This window comes from Stackebrandtia albiflava (genome assembly GCF_007994225.1).
GTDB classification, from domain to species: Bacteria; Actinomycetota; Actinomycetes; order Mycobacteriales; family Micromonosporaceae; genus Stackebrandtia; species Stackebrandtia albiflava.
This window is the reverse complement of record NZ_VLLL01000005.1, coordinates 53791-77646: the sequence shown is the minus strand read 5'-3', so window position 1 is coordinate 77646 and position 23856 is coordinate 53791. Positions and strand designations below refer to the sequence as shown.

General features: G+C 71.3%; 23 protein-coding genes. 6 read left to right on the top strand and 17 right to left on the bottom strand.

Features of this window, described 5'->3' with window-relative positions:
- Positions 1-225: 225 nt before the first annotated feature.
- The gene (gene nhaA / locus LX16_RS01235; RefSeq protein ID WP_211354221.1) at positions 226-1431 is read left to right on the top strand and encodes a Na+/H+ antiporter NhaA; all 1206 of its coding nucleotides are present in this window, start codon (positions 226-228) and stop codon (positions 1429-1431) included.
- Positions 1432-1453: 22 nt separating this feature from the next.
- On the opposite strand, the gene LX16_RS01230 is transcribed toward nhaA, so the two are convergent.
- The 5 genes from LX16_RS01230 to LX16_RS01210 all read right to left on the bottom strand — a co-directional run bounded on the left by LX16_RS01230 (position 1454) and on the right by LX16_RS01210 (position 10420).
- Complete coding sequence (locus LX16_RS01230; RefSeq protein WP_147131796.1) at positions 1454-2242, bottom strand: hypothetical protein; 789 nt, start codon at positions 2240-2242, stop codon at positions 1454-1456.
- A gap of 10 nt (positions 2243-2252) precedes the next feature.
- Complete coding sequence (locus LX16_RS01225) at positions 2253-3101, bottom strand: hypothetical protein (RefSeq protein ID WP_147131793.1); 849 nt, start codon at positions 3099-3101, stop codon at positions 2253-2255.
- Positions 3098-4357, bottom strand: a complete 1260-nt coding sequence (locus LX16_RS01220; RefSeq protein ID WP_147131790.1) for an XdhC family protein — start codon at positions 4355-4357, stop codon at positions 3098-3100. The genes LX16_RS01225 and LX16_RS01220 overlap by 4 nt, the downstream gene beginning before the upstream one ends.
- 31 nt (positions 4358-4388) lie before the next feature.
- Positions 4389-8936, bottom strand: a complete 4548-nt coding sequence (locus LX16_RS01215) for a molybdopterin cofactor-binding domain-containing protein (protein ID WP_147131787.1) — start codon at positions 8934-8936, stop codon at positions 4389-4391.
- 284 nt (positions 8937-9220) lie between these two features.
- On the bottom strand, positions 9221-10420 hold the full coding sequence (locus LX16_RS01210) for a Bcr/CflA family efflux MFS transporter (protein WP_147136808.1): 1200 nt from the start codon (positions 10418-10420) through the stop codon (positions 9221-9223).
- A gap of 281 nt (positions 10421-10701) precedes the next feature.
- On the opposite strand from LX16_RS01210, the gene LX16_RS01205 reads away from it, so the two are divergent.
- Positions 10702-11064, top strand: coding sequence for a helix-turn-helix domain-containing protein (locus tag LX16_RS01205; protein WP_147131784.1), 363 nt, complete (start codon positions 10702-10704; stop codon positions 11062-11064).
- A gap of 701 nt (positions 11065-11765) precedes the next feature.
- Here LX16_RS01205 and LX16_RS01200 read toward each other — a convergent pair.
- From LX16_RS01200 to LX16_RS01155, 10 genes are all read right to left on the bottom strand, one after another.
- Complete coding sequence (locus LX16_RS01200) at positions 11766-12095, bottom strand: nucleoside triphosphate pyrophosphohydrolase family protein (RefSeq protein WP_147131781.1); 330 nt, start codon at positions 12093-12095, stop codon at positions 11766-11768.
- 84 nt (positions 12096-12179) lie between these two features.
- Positions 12180-12767, bottom strand: a complete 588-nt coding sequence (locus tag LX16_RS01195) for a ClpP family protease (protein ID WP_147131778.1) — start codon at positions 12765-12767, stop codon at positions 12180-12182.
- 1 nt (position 12768) lies between these two features.
- Positions 12769-13377 carry a ClpP family protease gene (locus LX16_RS01190; protein WP_170283837.1) on the bottom strand — a complete coding sequence of 203 codons (609 nt, stop codon included), beginning with the start codon at positions 13375-13377 and terminating at the stop codon, positions 12769-12771.
- A gap of 133 nt (positions 13378-13510) precedes the next feature.
- Positions 13511-13924, bottom strand: a complete 414-nt coding sequence (locus LX16_RS01185) for a hypothetical protein (RefSeq protein WP_147131772.1) — start codon at positions 13922-13924, stop codon at positions 13511-13513.
- A gap of 23 nt (positions 13925-13947) precedes the next feature.
- Complete coding sequence (locus tag LX16_RS01180) at positions 13948-14610, bottom strand: response regulator (RefSeq protein ID WP_147131769.1); 663 nt, start codon at positions 14608-14610, stop codon at positions 13948-13950.
- The gene (locus LX16_RS01175) at positions 14607-15869 is read right to left on the bottom strand and encodes a sensor histidine kinase (RefSeq protein ID WP_147131766.1); all 1263 of its coding nucleotides are present in this window, start codon (positions 15867-15869) and stop codon (positions 14607-14609) included. Before LX16_RS01175 ends, LX16_RS01180 begins: the two co-directional genes overlap by 4 nt.
- Positions 15870-15871: 2 nt before the next feature.
- The gene (locus LX16_RS01170; RefSeq protein WP_147131763.1) at positions 15872-16996 is read right to left on the bottom strand and encodes an acyltransferase family protein; all 1125 of its coding nucleotides are present in this window, start codon (positions 16994-16996) and stop codon (positions 15872-15874) included.
- On the bottom strand, positions 16993-17946 hold the full coding sequence (locus tag LX16_RS01165; protein ID WP_147131759.1) for an alpha/beta hydrolase: 954 nt from the start codon (positions 17944-17946) through the stop codon (positions 16993-16995). The genes LX16_RS01170 and LX16_RS01165 overlap by 4 nt, the downstream gene beginning before the upstream one ends.
- A gap of 143 nt (positions 17947-18089) precedes the next feature.
- Positions 18090-19049 (bottom strand): heme oxygenase-like domain-containing protein, encoded by a 960-nt coding sequence (locus LX16_RS01160; protein ID WP_147131756.1) that lies wholly within the window; start codon positions 19047-19049, stop codon positions 18090-18092.
- A gap of 38 nt (positions 19050-19087) precedes the next feature.
- Complete coding sequence (locus tag LX16_RS01155) at positions 19088-19690, bottom strand: flavodoxin family protein (protein ID WP_147131753.1); 603 nt, start codon at positions 19688-19690, stop codon at positions 19088-19090.
- A 145-nt stretch (positions 19691-19835) separates the two neighbouring features.
- On the opposite strand from LX16_RS01155, the gene LX16_RS01150 reads away from it, so the two are divergent.
- Both LX16_RS01150 and LX16_RS01145 read left to right on the top strand, forming a co-directional pair.
- The gene (locus LX16_RS01150) at positions 19836-20216 is read left to right on the top strand and encodes a low affinity iron permease family protein (protein WP_211354219.1); all 381 of its coding nucleotides are present in this window, start codon (positions 19836-19838) and stop codon (positions 20214-20216) included.
- Entirely contained in the window at positions 20213-20596 is a 384-nt protein-coding gene (locus tag LX16_RS01145) for a low affinity iron permease family protein (RefSeq protein ID WP_147131750.1), read from the top strand. The genes LX16_RS01150 and LX16_RS01145 overlap by 4 nt, the downstream gene beginning before the upstream one ends.
- A 195-nt stretch (positions 20597-20791) precedes the next feature.
- On the opposite strand, the gene LX16_RS01140 is transcribed toward LX16_RS01145, so the two are convergent.
- On the bottom strand, positions 20792-21571 hold the full coding sequence (locus LX16_RS01140) for a hypothetical protein (protein ID WP_147131747.1): 780 nt from the start codon (positions 21569-21571) through the stop codon (positions 20792-20794).
- A gap of 276 nt (positions 21572-21847) precedes the next feature.
- On the opposite strand from LX16_RS01140, the gene LX16_RS01135 reads away from it, so the two are divergent.
- The gene (locus LX16_RS01135; protein ID WP_147131744.1) at positions 21848-22390 is read left to right on the top strand and encodes a SigE family RNA polymerase sigma factor; all 543 of its coding nucleotides are present in this window, start codon (positions 21848-21850) and stop codon (positions 22388-22390) included.
- Complete coding sequence (locus tag LX16_RS01130) at positions 22353-23255, top strand: hypothetical protein (protein ID WP_147131741.1); 903 nt, start codon at positions 22353-22355, stop codon at positions 23253-23255. The genes LX16_RS01135 and LX16_RS01130 overlap by 38 nt, the downstream gene beginning before the upstream one ends.
- A 64-nt stretch (positions 23256-23319) precedes the next feature.
- Here LX16_RS01130 and LX16_RS01125 read toward each other — a convergent pair whose 3' ends face one another.
- Positions 23320-23532 carry a hypothetical protein gene (locus LX16_RS01125; protein WP_147131739.1) on the bottom strand — a complete coding sequence of 71 codons (213 nt, stop codon included), beginning with the start codon at positions 23530-23532 and terminating at the stop codon, positions 23320-23322.
- Between the last annotated feature and the right edge of the window lie 324 nt (positions 23533-23856).

Below are 23856 nucleotides of genomic sequence, written 5' to 3'. Positions count from 1 at the left end.
ATGACGGTGAGCGATCACACCCCGGCATCAGCGTGATCTCCACCGGCCGTTCCGGCCGGTATGCTCGTCACCGGTGTGCCGGGAAGCCTGGTCGGCGAGTACGTGATGTCGTGAACAACTGACGAAGAGGTGGTCGGCCATGCCCGTGACAACGCCCGCGACGGACACACACCCCGAACACCGACACCACCACGTCACCGCCCTCGCCTCCGCCGGAGGTTCGACGTGAACGCGCTGCACCGGTTCGCCGACGCACTCCGACGTGACACCGTGGGCGGGCTGCTTCTCATCGCGGCCGCGGTCGTCGCCCTCGCCTGGGCCAACTCACCGTGGGCCTCCGCCTACGAGTCGGTCCGCACCTTCACGATCGGCCCCGAATCCCTCCACCTGAACCTCTCCCTGGAGACCTGGGCCGCCGACGGACTGCTGGCCCTGTTCTTCTACATAGTCGGTAACGAACTCAAACAGGAGTTCATCTACGGTGAACTCCGCGACCCGCGCCGCGCCATGGTCCCGGTGATCGCGGCCGTGTGCGGCGCCGCCGTCCCGGCGGCCATCTTCGCCCTCGTCAACCTCGGCCGTCCCGAGGCCATGTCCGGTTGGGGCATCCCGATGGCGACCGACGTCGCCTTCGCCGTGGCCGTGCTGGCACTGGTCGGCAAGCACCTGCCCCCGGCACTGCGCACCTTCCTGCTCACATTGGCCGTGGTGGACGACCTGGTGGCCATCGTGGTCATCGCCGTCTTCTACACCGCGAGCATCGCGGTGACCCCGCTGCTGGCGGCGCTGGTACTGCTCGCGGTGTTCGGCTACCTGCAACACGCCCGGTTCCTCGACGGGCGGCGCGCCGCGCGCTGGTGCGTGTTCGCCCCGATGGCGGTGGTCATCTGGGTCCTGGTCCACGAGAGCGGCATCCACGCCACCATCGCCGGAGTCGCGATGGGCCTCCTCATGCGAACCAGCCGCCGCCGCGGCGAGACCGTCGACCCCAGCCACCGGATGGAGAACCTGCTGCGGCCGTGGACCATGGGACTGGCCCTGCCGATATTCGCACTGCTGTCGGCGGGCGTGGTGTTCGAGGGCTTCGCCTCGACCGTCACCGACACCATCGCCGTGGGCGTCATGGCCGGACTGGTACTCGGGAAACTCGTCGGCATCGCCGGAGGCGCGTGGCTCACCACCAAACTCACCACCGGGCACATCGACCCGTCGCTGTCGTGGTGGGACATCGTCGGCATGTCACAGCTCGCCGGTATCGGTTTCACCGTGTCGCTGCTGATCAGTGAACTGTCGTACGCCGGGGACGACCGGATGCTGGAACACGCCAAGGCGGGGGTGTTGCTCGGCTCGGTCCTCGCGGTCGCGTTGGCGACCGTCCTGTTGAGCGCGCGGAACCGCCACTACCGGCGACTGGCGACGACCACCGGTTGAGGATGCCCCGGACGAAGCACCCTCAACCGACGTGCAGGCCGGCGGCCTCCGGCGGCGGCGCGGGCGGATACGCCAGCCGCCCGTCGGAGACGACGGCGCTCTCGGTGCTGCCTGTCAGGTCGCCCCACGGGTATCCGGCCGGGTCGTCCCGCAACCGCATGAGCGGGTCGTCCGGGGCGATCCACCGGACCGAGCCCCGGGCGATCCACTCCTCCACCCGGTAGTCGTTGTCGGGACTCCAGAACCGGGCCTGTGCCCGGCCCGCGTAGCCACCGGCCCGGTAGACCGGGTAGTACGGCGCGCCCCACTGGTTCGCCAACGGGACCTCCGGCGGCACCGTCCCGAAATAGCAGATCGCCCAGGCCGGATCACCGCCGATCCGCAACGGGCACACGACGGCAGTCACCCCGGGGCACCGCAACAGGCGCGGCACCACGTACGGCCGCGGTGGCCCCGGCCGGCACACGAACTCCGCGTGCGGCACCGGGGACGACACCGCGACCGCGCCGGTCAGGATCAGCCAGTCCTCCGGGACGGCACGGGGTGGCCGCCGCACCGGGTTGTGGTGGTCCCAGAACCAGCCGTCCAGGCCCGCCGTGTCGATCGGCCAGGTGACCACCTCCCCGGTACCGGGATGTCGTGCCACGGGTGGTTCCGGCAGCAGGGCACGGTACTCGTCGTGTATCCGGCCGAGGGCCTCGCCGGTCACCGGGTCGATCCCGGTGCCGGCGGCCGCCGCCCGCGCCCCCGCCGCCAGTACCGCCGCCCGCGCGTCACCACGCCGGCCGGAGTCGTCGGCCCGCCTTTCCATGTCCGGGAGCCTAGGCCGACACGGGTGTCTGCGCGTCCACCAGGTACATGGCGGAGTGCGGCGCGAACCTCACCAGTGGTTCACCGCCGGGTTGGTGTTGGTCGACGATCTTCTGGTAGATCCTCCGTTCGAACTCCGTGGTCGGGTGCCAGTACATGTGGGCGCCGTGCATGACGCCCATGTCGAGGGCGATCATCTCGTTGATCGCCTTGTCGTACTCGGCTTCGGGAAGCGGCGCCCCCGAGCGGTCCCGGACGTGGAACAGGTCGTGGTCACCGGTGTAGGGCTTCAGGTCGCCCTTGTCGTCGTAGCCGTACACGACTCCCCCGGCCACCTTCACGACACCGTCCTCCTCCAGGTGCCGCATCTTCGACTCCAGCTCGTGGTACTCGTCCCACCGCTGCATGTACCGCGCCTGGACCTTCTCCCACTCGCCCTCGGGGACCGAGTCCCGGGGTGGCAGCGTCGGCAGGAAGTAGCCGACGGTGCCCTCCATGCCGCGTTCGGCGCCCAGCCGCACGTCCACCGAATTGATGGTCTTGGACTTGAGGAACTGCGGCTTGGGGAGCCCGCCCTGCCGCAGCCAGCGGACCGACTCCGGGTTCGTGGGCCGGATGTCCAGCACGTAGCCGCTGCGGTCCACATAGGCCTGGAACTTGCGTTGGTTCTCGACCGGTATGCCGTACCGCTCCTCGACGGTGCGGGCGTCGGTCTCGCGGGCCTCGGCCTCCACGACCGCCGCGGTGTGCGGTGGTGTGGCGACGGAGCCCGCCGCAGGCGCGGCCCACGCCATCGAAGTGGCCGCCAACACGGCCAGCGTCGTCAGTGCGGCGCGCGCACCCGTCCTGATTCGAGTCACGTATTCCCCCGTGTGAAGTCTCGGCCGTCCGGAACGGCGTTCGCGGTGGTGCGGCCGGCCACGTCCTCGACAGTGGTCATGGAATAGATAGCACGATGCGACACCGTCCCGTCACCTTCGGTGTTGCCCGGTTGTGTCGGGATCGGCACCGGCGGCTCCGACTCCGGGGCGGGCCGTTCGTGGACCGGTCCGCCGGTCTCCGACAGCGGAAGCCCCGAACCGGCGTGCCGCACCGCGACGAGCTCGGCCGCGATGGACACCGCCATCTCCTCGGGTGTGTGCCCGCCCAGGTCCAGTCCGATGGGCGACCGCAACCGCGACAACTGTCCGGCCGGGACACCGGCGTCACGCAACCTCCCGGTTCGCATGTCTCGGGTGCGCCGCGACCCCATCGCGCCGACGTAGCCGACCGGTTGCCGCAACGCCACCGTCAGCGCGGGCACGTCGATCCGCGGGTCGTGGGTCAGGACGCACACCGCCGAACGGTCGTCGAGCGCGGCGGTCGCCAGGTACCGGTGCGGCCATTCCACCGCGATCACGTCGACGTGCGGAAGCCTGCGACGGGTGGCGAACTGCGGCCGCGGATCGCACACCGTCGTCTGGTAGCCGAGTTGGCCGGCGATGCGGGCGAGCGCGTCGGCCGGTTCGTTGGCGCCCACGATCACCAGGGCCGGCGGGGAACTCCACACCTCCACGAACACCGGAGGCCCGTCCGGCGGAGTCACGATACCGGTGCGGCGGTCGGCCAGCATCCCGCGCGCGACGGTGATCAGCCGGGCGTCGAGCTCCGGGTCTCCCACGGTGCCGTGCACGTCGTCGGTGAACACGGCGAGGCCGCCGCCCGCCGGTCGCGGTACGTCGATGCGGCGCGCCAACGCCACCGGCTTGGGGCACCGGTCGTCCGCGACCGCCCGCAGCGCCGCCACGAGCCCGGCGTCACCACCGGGCGGCATCGGCTGCACCAGAACCCTGACCGTGCCGCCGCAGGGGATTCCGGGCGCGAGCGACTCGTCGGAGGTGGCGCTGAACGTCTCGATCACCGACACCCCCTCGGCGATCGCGGTGCGCGCCAGCTCGTAGACGGCGGCGTCCACGCAGCCGCCCGACAGGTTGCCGAGGACCCTGCCCTCGTCGTCCACCGCCATGGCGGCTCCGATGCGCCGGGGCGTGCTGCCCCGGCCCTCGATGAGGCTGGCGACCGCGAACGGTCGTCCGGTCTCGGCCCACGCCAACAGATCCACTGCGAGTTCTCGCATCGATCGGTCCCCCTTCTGGTTCGGTTGCGGTTCAGAGCTCCTCGGGCCGCACGGCACAGGCGCGGCGCACCTCCTGCACGGTCGCGGGGGCGTCGAGCCGGAACAGCTCCGGCAGGCCCCGTTCGGCGCGTGACGCCCGGATGGCCGCCTTGACGGCGAAGAACACCGAGTTGGCGAGCACCAGCGGCGGTTCACCCACCTCCTTGGCGGAGAAGATCCCCTGGGAGTCCTCGGGTATGGCCGCCACCGAGGGATGGTCCCTGGGGAACAGGTGGACGTCGAACCGCAGTGGCACACCGGTCTGGGCGGGGATCTTGTAACGCCAGGTGTTGACGGTCTCCAGGCGGCCCTTCTCGTCGCCGGTGGTGCGGTGGACCAGTCGTTCGCTCAGGAGGTAGCCGACGCCCTGCATGAACGCGCCCTCGACCTGTCCGACGTCGATGGCGGGGTTCATGCTGCGGCCCATGTCGTACATGACGTCCGCGCTGATGATCTTGACCTCGCCGGTGAGTACGTCCACTTCGGCGACCGCGCACGCGGCCGAGTAGGTGAAGCCCACGAACTGGTCGAACTCGGAGGGGGCCGCGCCGGGTGCCCGCGTGACGCCGTGCAGGTGCGGCTGCCGGTCGGCCGGCTTGTACGTCAACGCGGGCAACGGCGTCTCACCCCCGTGGACGGCGGTGTGGAACGCCTCGGTCAGCGGGATCCGGTGCGCGTACGCCTGCCGGACGAGGTTCTGCCAGATGAGCGACTTCACGCCGTTGACCTCGACCTGCGCCGACCAGCCCTTCGTACCGTGGTTCCAGTAGTCGACGCCCAGGGCGCGGCACCGGGCGTCGCCCAGTTCCCGCAGCAGGCGTTGGCCGAAGTCGGCGAGCCGGGAACGTACCCGCTCGCAGGTGTTGTTGACGGCCTCGCAGCTGTACGGGGTGCCGGTGGAGGCGCCGCTGCTCGTCGCGTTCGGCGTGACCGTCGACTGTGGCTGCTCCACGTGGATGAGCGCCATCGGCACGTTGAGGACGTACGAGGCGACCTGCAACACCTGGGTGGCGAGGCCCTGTCCCATCTCGACGCCGCCGTGGTGGATGACGACGCTGCCGTCGGCGCGGTTGATCACCACGGTGGCCGACGCCTGCTCCAGCTGCGCGAGGTTGTACCCGGAGCCGTACTTGATCGGGATCATCGACAGGCCGCGTTTCCGCCACCGGTGGGCCTTGTTGAACTCCGCGACCTCCTTCTTCAAGGTGGCGAGGCCGCAGGTCTCGGCGAGCAGGTCCCACACCTGCCGGATGTAGCAGGTGGGCAACGCCTGACCGAACGGCGTGACGTCGCCACGCCGGTACAGGTTCTTGGCGCGCAACTCGTCGGGCGGCATCTTCAGCGCGACGGCGGCGTCCTCGATCGCCGACTCGATGATGTTCTTGGCCTGGACGTCGCCGAAGGCGCGCATCGCCGTGTTGGGCGCGGTGTTGGTGCGGCACACGTCCACCTCGGACTCGAACTCGGCCACCCGGTAGGCGTTGTCGGTGCGGGTCTGGATGCAGTTGGCGACGATGAACGAACAGTCGTAGAAGGCGCCACCGTCGCCCCACATCCGGGACCGGAAACCGCGGATGAGGCCCCGGTCCCCGGCGTTCGCGGCACCGGTGTCGACGGCCACCTGGCACTCTCCCCGGTAGGCGTGCCGTTTGCCGATGACGGCGGTGTCGACGTCGCGGGGCAGGACCAGCCGCGCCGGGCGGCGGAACACGTACGCCGCGAGGGCCGCCGCCGCGATCACCGACCGGCTCGGTTCGCTCTTGCCGCCGAATCCGCCGCCCAACGGCGGGATGTGGACCTGCACCTTGTGGTACGGCAACCCGAGGGTCATCGCGACGGCCTGCTGCGCGACCATGGGGCTCTGGGTGGCCGCGTGGACGACGATCCGTCCCTCGTCGGCCGGCATCGCCAGGCACGCCTGCGTCTCCAGGTAGAAGTGCGCCTGTCCGCCGGTATCCTGATCACTGTGGATGACGAGGCAGTCGTAGCCGTCCACTTTGGCATCCCGGGTCGCCGGGGTGCCGGTGGGGGTGTGGGACACCCAGTCCAGTCGGCTGCCGGGCCGGGTGACCTTCCAGATGTGCCACATGAATCCGGCGTGTTCGGGGCCGTCGGGGAAGACGCTGCCCCGGGCGATGGCGTCGGTGAGGCCCAGCACCGGCTGCGCCCACTGGCCCGGCCAGTCGATGGGCCGGTAGCCGACGCAGTGCGCGCCGACGTGGTCGGCGATGCGTTGCGCCTGCACCTCGGTCTCGGCCGCCACCAGCGCGACGACCTGCCCGACGTAGTGCACCGAACCGGCCGCCAGCACCGGCTGGTCCATCGCCATACCCTGGTGGTTGACGCCGCCGTCGGGGAGGTCGGCGCTGGTGAGCAGGCCGTGGAAGCCGGGGAACGTCTTGCGGAGGTGTTCCCGCAGGTTTCGCGGCGTCACCGCCGCGCCGTCGACCCGGAAGTCGAAGTTCGCCAGGGCCCGCCGCGACGTCACCACCGCGAGGTGCACGGTGCGCGGCGGCGGCGCCAGGTCGTGGGTGTAGTGGATCGCGCCGGTGGTCTGGGAGAGCGCGGTGGCCTTCACGTAGGGCGCCGCGACGGGCTCCTTGTACGGCTCCGGCGTGAATCGCTGTCGTCCGTCGCTGACCGGCCACGCCCCCCAGTGCTCGATGCCCGCCGACCTCAACGTCCCGGGCAGGGTGACACCCTTGCGTCCCAACGCGTTCAGCAGCGCCTTGTACAGCATGGCGACGCCGAGCTCGGCGCGGTACTCGTCGGTGACGCCCTCGGACGGCTCCCCGGCGCGACGGCCCGCCCACCTGGCGAGCTCCGTCGTCAGTTCCTTGTGGAGCGTCCGGCACGCCCGGCCGGCCGATTCGACGGAGAGCTGCGTGTTGTGCAGCACCTTCTCCGTCTCGGCGGCCCGCCACGGCCACGGCGCCACCCCGCCGAACACCAGCGACGCGGACGCCACGGCCGCCGGTGAACCCGACACACCGCGCAGCACCGTGGTCGCGTTGACCAGGGTGTGGGCGTTCACCTCCCGCAACGCGACCTTCTGGGCGAGTACCACGGTGTCGGCCGCGCCCGCCGGCATGTCGTAGCGCACTATCACCATCCGCTCGGCCAGGGCGGGATCGTGACGCACCAGCGACACCAGGTCGGCGGCCTTGCGGGTGGCCCTGGTGACGGTCCCGTCGTCGGCGATCTCGGCGTAGTCGATGTCGGCGCCGATGGCGACGAGGACCGTGAACAGGTCGGAGGGGAACGCCTCCCCGGCCGAGTCGGCCAGGTGACTCAGCACCATCATCGTGTTGCCGCCCAGGCTGGCGGCGTTGCGGACGATGCGGCCCCCGGTGCGCCGGGCCATGTAGGCGATGGCGGCGAGACCCGACGGGCTACCCGGATATGCGAAGGTGCGGGGGGCCGTCTCGGTGACGGCGGGCCGCAACGCCTCGATGAGGTCGGCGTAACCGGTGCCGGCGGTGGCGGTGCAGCGCTGCGGCGTGACCGTGACAGAGGGGGCCAGTTCGTCGATGCCCGACAGGTCGATGAACACGGTGACGTCGGCGTATTCGGCGCGGTACACGCCGAAGGAGGTGTTGCCCATGACCAGCCGGAACCGTCGTTTCGCCTTGCGGCACTCGGCGACGAGCCGCCCCAGCGCGGCCAGGTCGGTGGGGCAACGCCACTGCCGGGCGCCGCCGGTGACCTCCACCGGCCGCCGCGGGGACTTCGCCGCCGCCGGGAACGGCACGGTGACCGAATCCGCCGGCGTCCGGCCCGCCATCTCGGGCGACGGCAGGCACGTCATGCGGGCCTTCTCGTCGGCGGTGTTCCAGTCCGACGCCATGGTCTTCATCGCGGTGAGGATCGGACGGTATCCGGTGCAGCGGCACAGGTTCCCATCGCAGGCCGCCTCGACCTCGGCCTTGGTCGCCTTGTCGTGGTTGGTGAGGAACTCCGTCATGTTCATGACGAACCCGGGACTGCAGAAGCCGCACTGCGTGCCGTTGTTGGCGGCCAGTCGCCACGCGACCCGGCTCACCGACTCGTCGGCGGCTCCGGCGGTGTCGTCCCCGGCGGCCTCCTCGATGTCCCCGAAGGTCTGCGAGACGGCGGCGGTGTAGTCGGACTGGCCCGCCTGTACCGCCTCCGCCAACGGGTCGGGCAGTGGACTGTCGGCGGGTGCGACGATCCGGCCGCCGGAGGGGGCGTGCATGAGCGGGGCGTCCACCTGCGGCGGACCACCTCCCACGCCCTCCACCGTGGTGACCGACAGGCCGTTGAGCGCGCACACCGGACGCAGGCAGGAGTTGACCGCGCGGTGGACCGGACGGGTGCCGTCCCAACTCGACACGATCACGGTGCACGACCCGCAACCGCCCTCACCGCAACCCTTCTTGGCGCCGGTGAGGCCGACGTCGCCGGATCTGAGGAAGTCGATCAGCAGCAGCGCCGGATCCGGGTCGTCGATGCTGACCGGCTTGCCGTTGATGTGGAACGAGACCACGCTCATCGATAACCCCCACTGGTTGGACGGCATGCGTGTGACGCTGGCGGCGAAGCCCGTCGCGATGTGTCCGATTTCCCCCGGGCCGGCACGCGCGCACGCCGGACCACCGGCCGCCGCCGGCTCATCTGTCCACTGTGCTGTCGCTGCGCCGAATGGTGCTACTCGTGAAGCCGTCTTCCTGCGCGGATCGCTTCCGGGCTCGCCTTCAGTGATTGGATCGTAACGTGTCGCGCACGGTTTGGGAACCCCCATTTCCCCCCAAACCACCGAAACACGTCGTTTCGCCTCATCACGGCCGGTCCCGGGCGCGCGGATCAGCGGCGCCGGGGCCCGGTCAACGCCGCGAACGCCACCCCGCCCAGCACCGAGGACCCGAAGAGGACCGCCGCCATCGGCAGCGCGCTCGACTCGTCGAGTCCCACCAGCGGCGACACGATCGCCCCGATGATCAACGGCAGCGCGCCGAGCACGGCGCCGGCGCTGCCCGCGCGGTGCGCCTGCTCCGCCATCGCCAGTGTGAACGAGCCGGTCAGGATCATCCCGACCGCGACCATGTAACCGAAGATCGCCGTCACCACCAGCGCCAGCGGCGCCCTGACGACCGCCGCGACCAACAGCACCGCCGTCGCCGCCACCGCCGTGATCACCGCGTACCGCAGCAGCACCCGTTCGGCGACTCGCGCCGACAGCCGACCGACCGCCCAGCTACCCGCGATGATGGCCAGACCGTTGACACCGAACAGGACGCCGAACACCTGCGGCGACACCCCGTAGATCTCCTGGTACACGAACGGTGTCCCGGCCACGTACGCGAAGCTGCCGCCGTGCACCACCCCCACCGTCAACGCGTATCCCAGGAACGCGCGGTCGGTCAGCACCTCGACCGCCGTCGCCGCGACCACGCGGGCCGACCCCCGGATGCGCCGCTGCGGCGGCAGTGTCTCGGGCAGCCGCCACCGGACCAGCAGCACCAGCCCGACACCGATGAGTCCCAGAAACACGAAGATCAACGGCCACGCCCCGAACGGCAGCGCCAGCAACGCCCCGCCCAGCACCGGCGCGACCATCGGCGCGCCCGCGTTGATCACCATCAGCAGTGCGAAGAACCGGGTGAGTTCCCGGCCGTCGAACACGTCCCGCGCCACCGCCCGGGACAGCACCACTCCGGCCGCCGCCGTGAACCCCTGCAGGAACCGCGCCGTGATCAGCAGTTCCATGCTCGGGGACACCGCGCACGCCAACGAGGACAACGCGAAAAGCGCCGTGAACCAGGTCAACGGCCCGCGCCGTCCCCGGGCGTCACTGATCGGCCCGATGACGAACTGTCCGATCGCCATCCCGATCAGGCATGACGTGAGGCTCAGCTGGGTCTGTGAGGCGGTCCCGGAGAGGTCCTCCGTCATCTCGGGGAACGCCGGAAGGTACATGTCGACGTTGAGCGGCCCCAGCATGGCGGCGGCGGCGAGCACGATCGCCAGCAGGGTCCGGAGTGCCCCGGTCGGGTTGCGGGGCACCGGGTCACCGGTCACGGCCGCGCCGTGTCGCCGTCTCATGGCATCCTCCCCCGCTGGGCACCGCACGCCCGTCCGCGTGTCGGTGGTCGCGGGTCCGGCGCCGCGGCGTGGATTACGATGCCCGGTCGCGATGGCCGCCACGGCGGCAGCGCCGACGCCTGTGATCCGCGGCATTCCCGGTGAGCGTGGCGAATTCTTACGCTGCTCGCGAAACCGGCACCGACCGGCGGCATGGCCGACGAAGATGGTGGCACCCGCCGAGCCGTCCGAGAGGTGTTCCCATGACCGATCCGCGTACCCGCCCCACCTCGCCCGCACCGCGCGCCCGTCCGCTGCTGCGTCTCACGCTGGGTGAGGTGCTGCGGAGGATCCGGCTGCTACAGGGCCGGACCCTGGCCGACGTGGCCGGTGCCGCCCGGGTCTCGATGCCTTACCTGTCTGAAGTGGAACGTGGCCGTAAGGAGGTCTCCTCCGAGGTGCTGGCCGCGATCTGCGACGCGCTGGGGATCGACCTCGCCGACCTGCTGGCGGAGGTCGGCCGTGAGCTGCTGGTGGACCGCTCGAGGATCACGGCGGTGGCACGACCCTCGGTGTCGGCGGCGACCCGCCGGGGCTCCGGCGACGTGTTCTGCCTGGCCGCCTGACACCCGGAGCGCGAGCGCCGGGACGGGCACACGACCGGGCGGCCCGCCCCGGAAGCGGTGGCCCGGTGCGGCCCGGTGAGCGGGGCGCACCGGTGGTCGGCGGCGCCCGCTGGGCCGGGTATTGGAGGCTCGGGGCAGGAGCAGAGGGCTTGAGGGCTTGAGGGCTTGAGGGCTTGAGGGCTTGAGGGCTTGAGGGCTTGAGGGCTTGAGGGCTTGAGGGCTTGAGGGCTTGAGGGCTTGAGGGCTTGAGACGGAGCATGCCGCTCCCGGCACCGCAACCGACCCGCGCCGCCCTCTCCCCCGCACGCTTTTCGCAGGGCCACCGGCCTCCGCCCCACTTGGCTTGAGCCTATCGTGCGCCAATCGTGGCGTGTCCAGCGGAAACGGGGCGGCCTGTGGAGAACTGCGTCGTTGTGGATAAGCCACTATGGACAACAGCGCCGGGCGGTGGCGGGTGTGCGGAACCGGCGACCGGACCACCGGCAATCGTCCGGAGAACCGGCGACCGGACCGAACCCGGCCACCCCACCGTCAGTCCGGCGACAGGCCCACGGCCCGAGCCCGCAGGCGCCGCCGGCACGGCGGCCGACCAGGCCCACGGACCACGCCCACGGACGAGGCCCACGAACCAGACCCGATCACCCCGAAGTCGATCCAGCGGCAAGGCACCACCGCCGAGCCCGGCCACCGCCCGCCCGGACCTACCGGTTGTCGCCGCTTCCCTGCAGGACGTCGCGCCGTTGCCGGTCGGCGAGTTTGGCGATGTTGGCGCGGGCGACCTCCCCGAGCGGCAGGTCGAAGTGGTCGGCGAGTACCGCGAGGTACCAGAGCGTGTCGCCGAGTTCCTTCTTCAGGTCCTCCCGATCCCACTCGGAGAAGTCGCTTCCCCTGTCGCGGACGATCTTCTTGGCCTTCTCGGCGATCTCACCGGTCTCCCCGACGAGCCCCAGCAGGAGGTGGAACACCTCGTTGGGCTTCTCCCGGGGCGACGCGGTGCGCAGGGCCAACTCCTGATATTCGTCCAGATCCACGCCACCAGGGTAGGACGCGCGGCGCGGGGACGGTCGGCACGGGGAGTCCGCGCCGCTCGTGTTCCCGCTGGAACGCCGCCGTCCTCAACGGTGGATCAGTACCCGGTCGGCCAGTCCGTACGACACGGCCTCCTCGGCGGTGAAGGTGCGGTCCCGGTCGGTGTCGTGCCGGATCTTCTCCGGTGACTGGCCGGTGTGGCGGCTGAGGATCTGGTCCATCTCGTCGCGCACCCTGGCGACCTCGCGGGCCTGCACTGCCAGGTCGGGGAGGGTGCCGCGTGCCTGACTGAACGGCTGTTGCAGCAGCACCTTCGCGTGCCGCAGGACGGCGCGCTTGCCGGGGGCTCCGGCGGCCAACAGGACGGCGGCGGTCGCGGACGCCTGCCCCATGCAGATCGTCGCCACGTCGGGCTTGATGAACTGGATGGTGTCGTAGATCGCGGTGAGCGCGCTGAACGTGCCGCCGGGCGAGTTGATGTATAGGCCGATCTCGCGTTCCGGGTTCTCGGATTCGAGGTGGATGAGTTGGGCCATCACCACGTTGGCGACGCCGTCGTCGATCTCGGTGCCGATGAACACGATCCGGTCGGACAGCAGGCGCGAGTAGATGTCGAAGGCGCGTTCCCCGTTCGGTGTCTTCTCCACGACCGTCGGGATGGTGTACTGCCCCATGTCACAACCCCGCCGTCTGCCGGGTGAGGGTGGGCCGGACGTCGTCGACCCGTTCGAGGATGTGGTCGACGAATCCGTACGCGCGGGCCTCCTCGGCGTCGAACCACCGGTCGCGGCGGCTGTCGCGGTCGATGGTCTCGACGGTCTGCCCGGTGTGTTCGGCGATCAGCCTCGTCATGACCGCACTGGTGCGTTCCAGTTGTTGCGCGTAGATCGCGACGTCGGCGGCCGAGCCGCCGAATCCGGCCGAACCCTGGTGCATGAGGACCTGGGCGTGCGGGAGGACGAACCGTTTCCCGGGTGTACCGGCCGACAGCAGGAACTGTCCCATGCTCGCGGCGAGGCCCATGCCGAGTGTGCTGACGTCGTTGGGTATCAGCCGCATCGTGTCGTAGATCGCCAGTCCGGCGCTGACCGACCCGCCCGGTGAGTTGATGTAGAGGCTGATGTCGCTGCGGGGGTCCTCCGCCGACAGCAGGAGCAGTTGGGCGCAGAGCCGGTTGGCGATCTGGTCCTCCACCTCGGCGCCGAGCACGATGATGCGTTGCTGTAGCAGCCGGGCGGCGAGTTGGTCGTCGTATCCGCCGGACGGCGGGGCCGTACTGTTCATTATGGATCTCCTGGTTCGGTGTGCCCCGGTCTGCGGGGATGCACCAAACATGTCGGCCGGTTCGAGGCCACGCCAAGCGGTTCTGCCGTGGGCAGAGGTTTTCGGCCGTCGGCGAAGCGTCGGCGTTCCGCCGTCAGTCCTCCCCCGGCCCGGCGTCGATCCGCAGCGTGAACGGACGCAGGTCGTCGTCCGAGGGGCGGACGTCGAAGCCGGCGTCGGTGAGCACGGTCGCGATGGCGGTGACGAGGGCCTCGCGCGCGACGCCCCCCAGCCGTATGTCGGGGTGGTCGAGGTCGCCGTCTCGCAGCCGGTCGATCGCGCGTCTGCGCAGGGCGTGATCGGGCTGCCATTCCAGCAGCACGCCGCCGCCGGGAGGTTCACCGGGATCGATCTCGACGGCGGCTCCGGCCAGGTCGAGGGTGTGGCCCATCCGGTCGGGGGCGGGCTGGATCCAGGCGGGCAGTCCGATCGACCGGAGGTGACGGCACACGCTGTCCGCCAGTCGGCGGCGCGGCACGTCGTCGGGGGCCTGCGGGAACGGGGACACGGCCGACACCGTATGCGACCGGTTCACCCGCCCGGTGCGACCAGGCCCGTCTCGTAGGCGAACACCGCCGCCTGGGTCCGGTCCCGCAGGCCGAGTTTCGCGAGGATGCGGCCGACGTGGGTCTTGACGGTCTGTTCGGCGACGACGAGGTCGGCGGCGATCTCGGCGTTGGACAGTCCTCGGGCGATGAGTGCCAGCACCTCGGTCTCCCGTTCGGTCAGGCCGTCGAGCCGGTCGCGGTGCGGGCGGCGCGGTGCCGCGCCCAGTCGCGCGAACTCCTCGATGAGGCGTCGGGTGACGTTGGGTGCCAGCAGCGCCTCTCCCGCGGCGACGACGCGCAGGGCGTGGGCGAGTTCGGCGGCGGAGGTGTCCTTGAGTAGGAACCCGGAGGCTCCGGCGCGCAACGCCTCGTACACGTATTCGTCGAGGTCGAAGGTGGTGAGGACGATGACCCTGGGGCCGGCGCCGTCGTGGGTGAGCCGCCGGGTGGCCTCGATGCCGCCGAGCCGGGGCATCCGGATGTCCATGAGGACGACGTCGGGTCGCAGCGTGCCGGCCTGTGCGACGGCGTCGAGTCCGTCGACGGCCTGCCCGACGACCTCCATGTCGGGTTCGGCGCCCAGCAGCACGGTGAAGCCCTGCCTGACGAGCATCTGGTCGTCGGCGATGAGGACGCGCACGGTCATGCGGCACCGCCGGTGGCGGGTAGGACGGCCGTGACGCGGTATCCGCCGTCGGGGCGGGTCAGGGTGGTGACCTCTCCGCCGAGCATCGCGGCGCGTTCCCGCATTCCGGCGAGTCCCAGCCCGCCGGGGTTGGGGGCGGCGGGTTCGGCGGGTGCGGTGTTGTCGACCTCGACGGCCACGGTGTCGGGCCGGTAGTCGAGTAGCAGGGTGATCCGGGTGCCGGGGGCGTGGCGCAGTGCGTTGCTCAACGCCTCCTGGGCGATCCGGTACGCCGACAGTTCCACGCCGGGTGACAGTACCCGTGGTTCGCCCCGTATCTCCAGGGTGATGGCGGCGCCGGTGCCCCGGACGTTGTCGACGAGTTCGGGGATGCGGTCGAGGGTGGGTTGCGGCCGGTGCCGGTCGTCGTCGGGTCGTTCGGAACGCAGCACGCCGAGCACTCGCCTGAGTTCGGTGAGGGCGTCGACGGCGTTGGCGCGGATGCCGGCCAGGTTGTCCCGCAACTGCTGCGGCGGGTCGGGTACCAGGTGGACGGCGACCTGGGCCTGGATCGAGATGACCGACATGTGGTGGGCGACGACGTCGTGGAGTTCCCGGGCGATGCGGGCGCGTTCGTCGGCGAGTTCCCGCCTGGCGCGTTCGGTGGCGGTGAGGATCTGTTGCCGGGTGAGTTCGGCGCGGGCGACCCGGCTGGTGCGGAACGCGATTCCCAGTACGGTCGCCACGGCGAGCACGATGACGGCCAGGTCGAAGGTGGTCCGGTGTGGTCTGGTCGCCAGGAGGACGGCGCAGGTCGCGCCGACACCGGACGTGACGAGGTAGGCGGTGATGGACGCGACGGGTCGCAGGCGCAGCGCGAGCAGGAACAACCCGATGGCCTGCAGCACCATCCCGTAGGCGGTCCACGGGTACGCGGCGGAGACCTCGACGTACGCCTCACCGGCGAGGGCGGTGACAGCCGTGGTCGCCGTGGCCAGCCACCAGGCGGGCACCGGCCACCGCAGCGCGAGCACCACGGCCACCGACTGCAGGATCGCCAGGGTGGTTCCGGCGGTGACTCCGAGCCGGTAGACGTCGACGAGTTCCGGGACGTTCTCGTTGAGGGCGTACCAGGCGAACGCGAGGGTCAGCAGGTGCACCACCCAGCCGAACGACCGGAGCGATCCCCACGGCAGCGGGTCGGCCCGGGCGGTGAACAGCTCGGTGCCCAGGCGGCGGAGGCCGTGCCGCGCGGACCGGAGGGTGTCGGTGGCGGTCACGGCTACACGCTAGCCAGGTCGCGGCCGGTGTCGGCCGGGGCCGGATCCGCGGGTGGGACGGTCTCGCGGCGGCGTCTTCGGGTGGCGAGGACATATCCGGTCAACGCGATCGCGAACAGCGGCAACCACACCAGCCGCTCGGCAATCCACTGTGGTGAATCGGGTGGGGTGTGTAGGCCGGGCAGCGCCACCGCCCCGGTCGTCGCGATCACGGTGACCGAGATCATCGCGGTCTGGTGCCACAGGAAGATCGGCACCGCGTGCCAGTTGAGCGCCGTGACGACGTGCCGGACCACCGGTAGGCCGGACGTGCGACGCAACCCGGGCAGCAGCAGCCCGGCGGCGCCCGCCTGCGCGACGCCGAAGCACACCACGGCGAGGCTGGGCGGGTTCAGGTTGGACATGCCGTCGCCGGGCACGCCGACCATCGACACGGGGTATCCGCACCAGGTGACCAGTGCGACGGCCGCCGCCGCACCACCGGCCAGCAGCGTCACCGACTCCCGGCGGGACGGCGTCCCCCGGCGGTTCCACCGGGCTCCGATGCCGAAGGGGACGAGCCAACCGGTGACGACGTTGCACCAGCCGACCCATTCCGCGCCGGGGACCGCGAACCGGACCAGGTCGGCGGCGGCGACCGCCGCGAACCACCATCCGGGATGTACCCGGGCCAGCAGCGGCGCGGCGGCGACGAGGAGCAGGAACACCGCGAGGAACCACAGCGGCGACCACGCGAGTTTGAACAGGACCCGCACTGTCTCCCGTTCCACGCCGACCGCCAGCAGCGCCGCCGACACGATCGCCCACACGGTCAGCAGCAGCGCGACGGGTCCGGCCAGGGTGGTGAGCCGCCGTGTGAGCCGTCGGCGGTGTCCGCCGGTCGCGGGGGTCGTGGGCCGCCGGGTGGCGACGGCGCCTCCGACGAGGAAGAACACCGCGAGGGTCTGGAACAGCCAGCTCGCGGGCGCCAGTTCCGGCATCTCCCGCAACGGGCTGACGGCCCGGAGGGTGCCGGTGTCGGTGACGACGGCGGTGACGAGCCAGTGGCCGAGGACGACGCCGGTGACGGCGAGGGCGCGCAGCGAGTCGAGGCCGGGGTCTCGCCCGGCCGGTGGTGTGGCGGTCATCGGGTGTCCGGGAGGGTCGGTGTACCGCCGGTGACGATGGCGGCGACGTTGCCCAGGGACACCGAGCCGGGGGCGAGGTAGTCGTCGTGTCCGGCGTCGGCGGCGTCGAAGACGGTGGCGCCGAACTCCTCCGACACCGGGTCGGCGCCGAGGCCGATCGTGGTGATCCCCAGGTCCAGGCTCAGGTGCGGTAGGCCGCCCACCCAGTCGCGCTCGCCGCGGGCCGCCCAGACGTCGGCGTCACCCAGTGCGGTGACGTGGTCGACGCCCGCTCCGGGGCTGCCCAACAGCACGACGTGTCGTGCGGCGGTGTCGGCGGCCTGCCCGCACACGACCGTCCCGTAGGAGTGGCAGACCAGGCTGAGGCGGGCGCCGGGGACGTGCCCGGCGAGCCGGTCGAGGAATCCGGTGAGGTCGTCGGCGGCCGGGCGGGCGGTGTCGGCGGTGAGGATCCGGAGGCTGACCATGGCGGGCGGCCGGTATCCGAGCCAGGCGACGACGGCGCCGGTGTCGCCCATCGCGGTCTGGAGGGCGTCGGCGTCGCGTCGCAGCCGCCGGTAGCGGTCGACGCCGGTGTCGGCGCCGGGGACGAGCACGGCGATCCGGTTGGCGGTGGCGAGGTCGCCGTAGACCTCCACGACTCGTCCGCCGTCGCGGCCGTCGAAGGCGAGCAGGTGACGGCCGGGCGCGGCGAGTTCGCGTAGTGCGGCGGCCCGGTGGGGGTGGCCGTGTCGCTCCGCGGTCTCGGCGGCGGCGAGGACGTCGGCCCTGGTGGCGTCGTAGTGGTCTCGCAGGGCGGTGGCGGTGAAGGCGGAGGGTGACGCGGGGGCGGCGGGTGGCGGGCTGGGGACGGCGTCGGGGCCGCTGGAGACGGCGGCGGGGAGCGCTACGGTGGCGGCCAGTGCCAGCACGGTGACCGCTCTCCGCGCGCGTCTGAGGAATGTGGACATGGCTGCCTTTCGCACCGGGGGTTCGGCGCAAAGGCTATGGACGGTGTGGCCTCGTCGTCGTCACTCCGTGGAACGGATTCGCCGGGTGGCTCTCAGGTATGACGGGTATGAGATGCCGGCCTCCGGTCCACCCGGGAGCCCGCTCACAGGCCCGCCCGGTACAGCGAGGAACCGTCGAACCGCCACCGGGTGGACAGGTACCGCGCGAACTCGTCACCGAGGGAGCGCCACAGCGCGGCGCCGAACAGGACGTCGGGCACGAGCGCGGGTGCGTCACGTGCGACGGCGCGGCACAGGGCGTGCGCGGCCTCTACTGCGGCGCCGGGGTTCCCGGCGGGTTCGTCCGGGGCGTCGGGGGTGAGTCGTCGCAGCCCTTCCCGGTACCGGTCGTCGAACCGGTTCTCCTCGGCGGTCATGGCGGCGAGCTGACCGGCGAGTGCCCCGCGGAGCCTGCGGTGGGTGACGAGGAGTGTCGCGACGTTCGCGGCGGTGAGGGTTACGGCGGGGACCATGTCGATGTGGACGCCCGGTGGGGAGTCGGCACCGACGGCGCGGCGGGCCGCGGCACGGCCGGGCCGGGGCGGGTCGGTGAGCCCGGCGAGGCGGGTCAGCGCGTCACGGGCCGCCCCGGTGAGCGCCGCGACGCCCAGATGCGGCGCGTCGGTGCGACGCAGGTCCCGTACCGATTCGTGGACGAGGTACTCCCGCAACTGGTACCGGTCGGCGCGGCGTTGCAGGTGGCGCGCGAACGGGCGCAGGTCGTCGGAGACGGTCGCGTCACGTAGCGCCGTGTCGAGGTCGCCGGGCGCGGTCACGGCCGGGACGGTGACGCGGCGGCGCAGGCTGACCTCCAGGATCGCCTCCAACCGTTCCCGGATCGCGAGCAGGTGCGGTGACCACTGCCAGGCGGGGTCCACCGAGGGCCAGCCCCGGAAGTGGGGTTCGTAGCACAGGTGCAGCGACAGTTGCAGGTCCTCGTCGTACACCGGGTCTCCGGCCAGGGCCAGTTGAGCGCCGGTGAGGAGGGTGCCGTCGGGTTCCCGGTGCAACGCCCGCACGAGCCGTTCGCTGAGCGGCCCGCGCGGCGTCGGTGTCGTGTCCACCCGTTCCCCCGTCCCGTCGAGTGGTTCCCGGTGCGTCGTCAGCCCGGGGTCGGCAGCGGGTGTGCCTCCAGCGCGGTCGCGGCGGCGACCAGGTTGGCGGCCATGGTGCGGCCGGTGCGGGCCGACCAGTCGTGTTTGTGGTCGGTCTCGGTGTAGGACGGTCCGGGACCGGGGCCCATGTTCCAGTAGGTCCAGGACTGTCCCGGGATGGTGAAGCCGAGGTCGACCAGTGGCCCGCTGATCTGGGAGATGACGTGGTGTGCGCCGTCCTCGTTGCCGGTGACGACGACTCCGGCGACCTTGGAGTACGCGACGGGGGTGCCGTCGTCGCGGGTCTCGGTCATCATGGCGTCCATGCGTTCCAGCGCCTTCTTCGCGATACTGGACGGTTGCCCCATCCAGGTGGGGGTCGCGAAGATCAGGATCCGGCAGCCGGACAGGATGCGGTGGATGCGGGGCCACTCGTCGCCCTCACCCATGTCGGTCTTGATGCCGGGCGGGATGTGGTGGTCGGCGAGCCTGACCACCTCGACGTCCACGCCGTGGCCGCGTAGCGCCGCGATGACCTCGTCGGCGAGGGCCTGGGTGTTCGACGGTTCGGGTGACGGTTTGAGGGTGCAGTTCAGGACCAGAGCACGCATGACCAGAAGCTACCCATCGAGGCCGTCACCGACGCCGATTCCGCCATCCCGGCGCGGTATCGCCCGCCGGGGTGTAGAGACACCCGGCCCGGGGTAGATCGTCGGACGCCGCCGAGGTGGCGGGAACGCGGCCAGGAGGTCGACCATGTCGGAACGGAAGGCGCACATGCCCTCGGACGTGACCGGGAAGGTCGGCGTGTTCGACAGGTTCGCCACCGCGGCGTCCCGGTTCTTCTCGAAACCGGGGTTCTTCGTGTTCTGCCTGGCGGTGGTGGTGGTGTGGGCGCCGTCGTTCCTGATCCTGCCGAACGTGGACACCTGGCAGTTGATCATCAACACGACGACGACGATCATCACGTTCCTGATGGTGGCGTTGCTGCAGAACACCCAGACCCGCGCGGACAAGGCGATCCAGGACAAGTTGAACGCGATCGCCGACGCGTTGGCGGATCTCAGCGACGACCACGCCGAGGGTGAGAAGGAGGCCGAGGCCGCCATCGGCGTCGAGGAGCGGGAGAGCGCATGAAGCGTCACGGCCCACTCGACCGGTTCCGCAGCGCGATGTCGACGGCGACCATCGGGCTGGTGAAGGCCGCCGGTTCGCCGGGAGTGGCGCTGTTGTCGGTGCTGCTGGTCGTGGCGTGGCTCGTCGCGGCGGTGGCGCTGGGTTTCGCGGAGCACTGGGTGGAGTTGCTGTTCGGGGTGAGCGCGGCGGCGACGTTCGTGATGTCGTTCCTGATCCTGCACACCAGCCGCCGCAACGAGCGCGCCGTCATGATGAAACTGGACGAGCTGATCCACGTGACCAAGGCCGCCGACGACGAATACCTGCAGGTGGAGAACCGTCCGCTCGACGAGCAGGAGGACATGGAGCGGGAACGCCCGGGCGGCGGCTCCGGGGACTGACCATCGGGTCGCCCGGCGCGCGCGGTGGCACGCCCCACCCCGACCGGGGGCAGACCACCCCGATGTCCGAAGTGTGCCGAATCGCCCGGATCGTTGTCAACAGGTTATTCAGCGGGGCTTCAGCCGGGCCGAATACGACACGGCCACGCGGAGCGACGGTCCCGTCCATCCTGGGCGCGTGTTCCGGGCGACCGGTCAGCGGCGGTTCCCGGTGGCGCCGGTGTAGAGGTGGCCGCCGGCGTGGGGCACCGAGCCTTCCCGCACCCGGTCACGCCACTCCTGCGGCCACACGGTGGCGTCGTTCCAGCGGATCCGGTCGAGCAGTGGACCGAGGCGGGGTGTCGCGATGTCGGCGGCGCCGCGCAGGTCGGCGCCGTGGAAGTGGTGGGCGAGCCGTTCGAGCCGAGCGAGCGGGGCCGTGCCGGGTGTGGTGCGGCGGCCGTACACGTTGGTCATGTGATGGAGGACGGGTTCCCAGTCCCACCAGCGGGGCGGGGCCTCGCCGCGGTGTCCGGTCGCGGCGCGGCGCAGCGTCGTCCGGGCCTGGTCGAGTTCCCGGCGGATCAGCCGCAGCGCCTCGGTGGTCCCGGTGTCGTCGACCGTCTCGCCGGTGAAGGCGTCGGTGACGTCGTGCCCGCCGAGCCGAACGTCGATCTGGGTGGCGCGCCACCGCAGTTCGGCGGGGCGCGGCCGGGTCGCCGCGAACCGCACCACGCTCTCCACATCGGACTGGAAATGGTCGAGGCCGTCGTGGAGTCGCCGCAGTGCCGGGCGCGTCGCGAACCGGCGTAGCGGTCCCGCCGCGTCCAGGGCGCTGGCCAGCGACGCCAGCAGTGGCACCGACCGGCCGGTGGTGGTGTTGCGGAGTGCCGCGTCGGTGATTCCGCGTGCCTCGGCGAGTGCGTGACGCGCGACCCGGGTGAGCGCGGTGCGGTGCGGGTGCCGCCCCGGTGGTGCCTCGTCGGCTCGTCCCATGGTCCGTCCTTCGCCGGTTCCGCCGGAGCCGAACCGCGCCGCCGGTGGCCTCAGGTTACCGGTAGGTGTCCGGGATCCGGTGCGGCCGTGGGAATCCGCTCCGAGCGCACCCTCACGGGGACGGTGCGGCGGGGGAACCTCGGAGATCGGTGACGTCCGTTCGGGCCGCCGGCGTGTCTGTTACTGCGAAGGACCCGTCATCGACTGCGAAGGAGCCGCGTCCATGCACACGAATCCCCTACCCGGGGTCGCCGCGCAGCCGCCCGGCGCGGCGCGATGAGGCGGCGGGAACGCGAGGCGGAGTTCCGCGAGTACGTGTCCGCGCGGCTGGAACGTATGCGGTACTTCGCGTACCTGTCGTGCGGTGACTGGCACCGCGCGGAGGACGCCGTGCAGACCGCGTTCGAGAAACTGTACGTGGCGTGGGAGCGACCCAATCCGGGTTCCCGTGACGCCTATACGCGCCGCATCATCGTCAACACCCTCATCAACGAGCACCGCCGGGGGTGGTTCCGCAGGGAACGTCCCGCCGGCGACCTGCCGCCCGCCGAGGCGCCGTCACCCGACCGCGACGCCGCGTTGTCGCTGCTGGAAGCGCTGCGGCGGCTGCCTCTCGGGCAGCGCACGACCGTGGTGCTGCGGTACTGGGAGGACCTGAGCGTCGACCAGACCGCGCGGGAGATGGGCTGCACGCCGTCCACTGTGAAGAGTCAGACCGCGCGGGCCGTCGCCCGCCTCCGGGAACTCCTACCCGACCTGGATCCCACCGAAGGAGAACACGATGAGCCCCGACTTGCGAGAGTCGTTCCGCACCCATGAGACCGAGCCCGCCCCTCCCACCCGGTTGACCGGTGACGTCCTGGTCGCGCGCGGCAGGCGTTCGTTGCGTCGCCGGCGGTTGGCGGGTTACGGATCGGCGGGCACCGCCGCCTGCGCGGCGGTCGTCGCCGGTGTGCTGCTGGTGGGCGGAGGCGGTGTCGGCACGGCCGACACGACGCCGCCCGCGAACGACGCGGCGTCACCGGCCGCCTCACCGGAGGCGGAACGCGACGACGTCACCGCCGAGTACGACGCGGCCCTGCGCGACCACCTGGCCGAGGCGTTCCCCGACGCCGAAGTAGAGCTCAAGCCGTTCGGCCGGGTCGGCAACGCGATCATCTCGTGGGACGAGGGGACCACCGGTACCGTCGATCACGAGTACACCGGTCTCGAACTCGGCGGCGATGAAGGCGGTTCGTCGATCCGTCTCCCGGGCGACGATCTCGCCACCGGACTGTCGATCTCGGTGCGCTCCGCGGAGGGCTTCACCTCCGGCGAGGGGCCGTTCTCGCCCGACACCGCCGGGCACACCCCGCCCGAATACCTGTTGACCTGCGAGGACGGTAGCGACTCCACGGCGTCCGGTATCCCGGCAGACGCCCTCCTGGACATGACATGCACCGAGGCGACCGGACCGGGCGGCGAGCGCATCATTCACCACACCGTCATCGGGACCGGCGAGGACGGCGACGTGATGCGGCGCGAGGTGACCGCGTTGCTGTACCGGGAGGACGGCTCGGCCGTCACGGTCACGGCCTGGCTGACCGCCCCCGACTCCACCGGCCTGGGCGACGCCCTGCCCGGACTGACCGTCGAGGACGCCGCGGCCATCGCACTGGCGTTGCCGGCGACACCACCGGTGTGAGCCCGTGACCGACCGGCGGGGCATCGCCTGAACCGGTGCCCCGCCGCCTGTGTCTGAGACGGGTTCAGTACCCCGCCGGGCGGTTCGCGCAGATGTACATCGCGAAGTCACCGGGCTCGAAGTGGAGGCCGTCGGCGGAGTCCGAGACGTGCTCGAGGTAGACGAGCCGGCCACCCGGCATCGGTCCGACGATCTCGTACGGCCCGTTGCCGTTCACCGCCCACACCATGTCACCGTCGCGAACCGTCTTCCCGTCCTTGGTGCGATAAGAAGTCATCATCAGGGCTTACCAGCCGGACGGGCCGAACGCAATCCCGAAGCCCTCACACCGCCTTGCCGCGCGTCGGTCGGGCGACGGGCGTGACCGGTTTCCTGACGCACCTTTCCTGAAGCCCCGCTGAATATCCGGTTGACGCCGTTATGACCGGTTGGTCATGCTTTGCGATGTGGGTGGCCTGCCCCCGGTTGGGGGTGGGGCGTGCGTGAGCTGCATGAGCCGCACGTTTGGGGGTGGACGCACAGCGGACAGGCAGAGGGCCGCCCGTGACCGGCCGGGAGGTCGCGGTCACGGGCGGCGGTACCACCGCATTCCAGGTTCGTG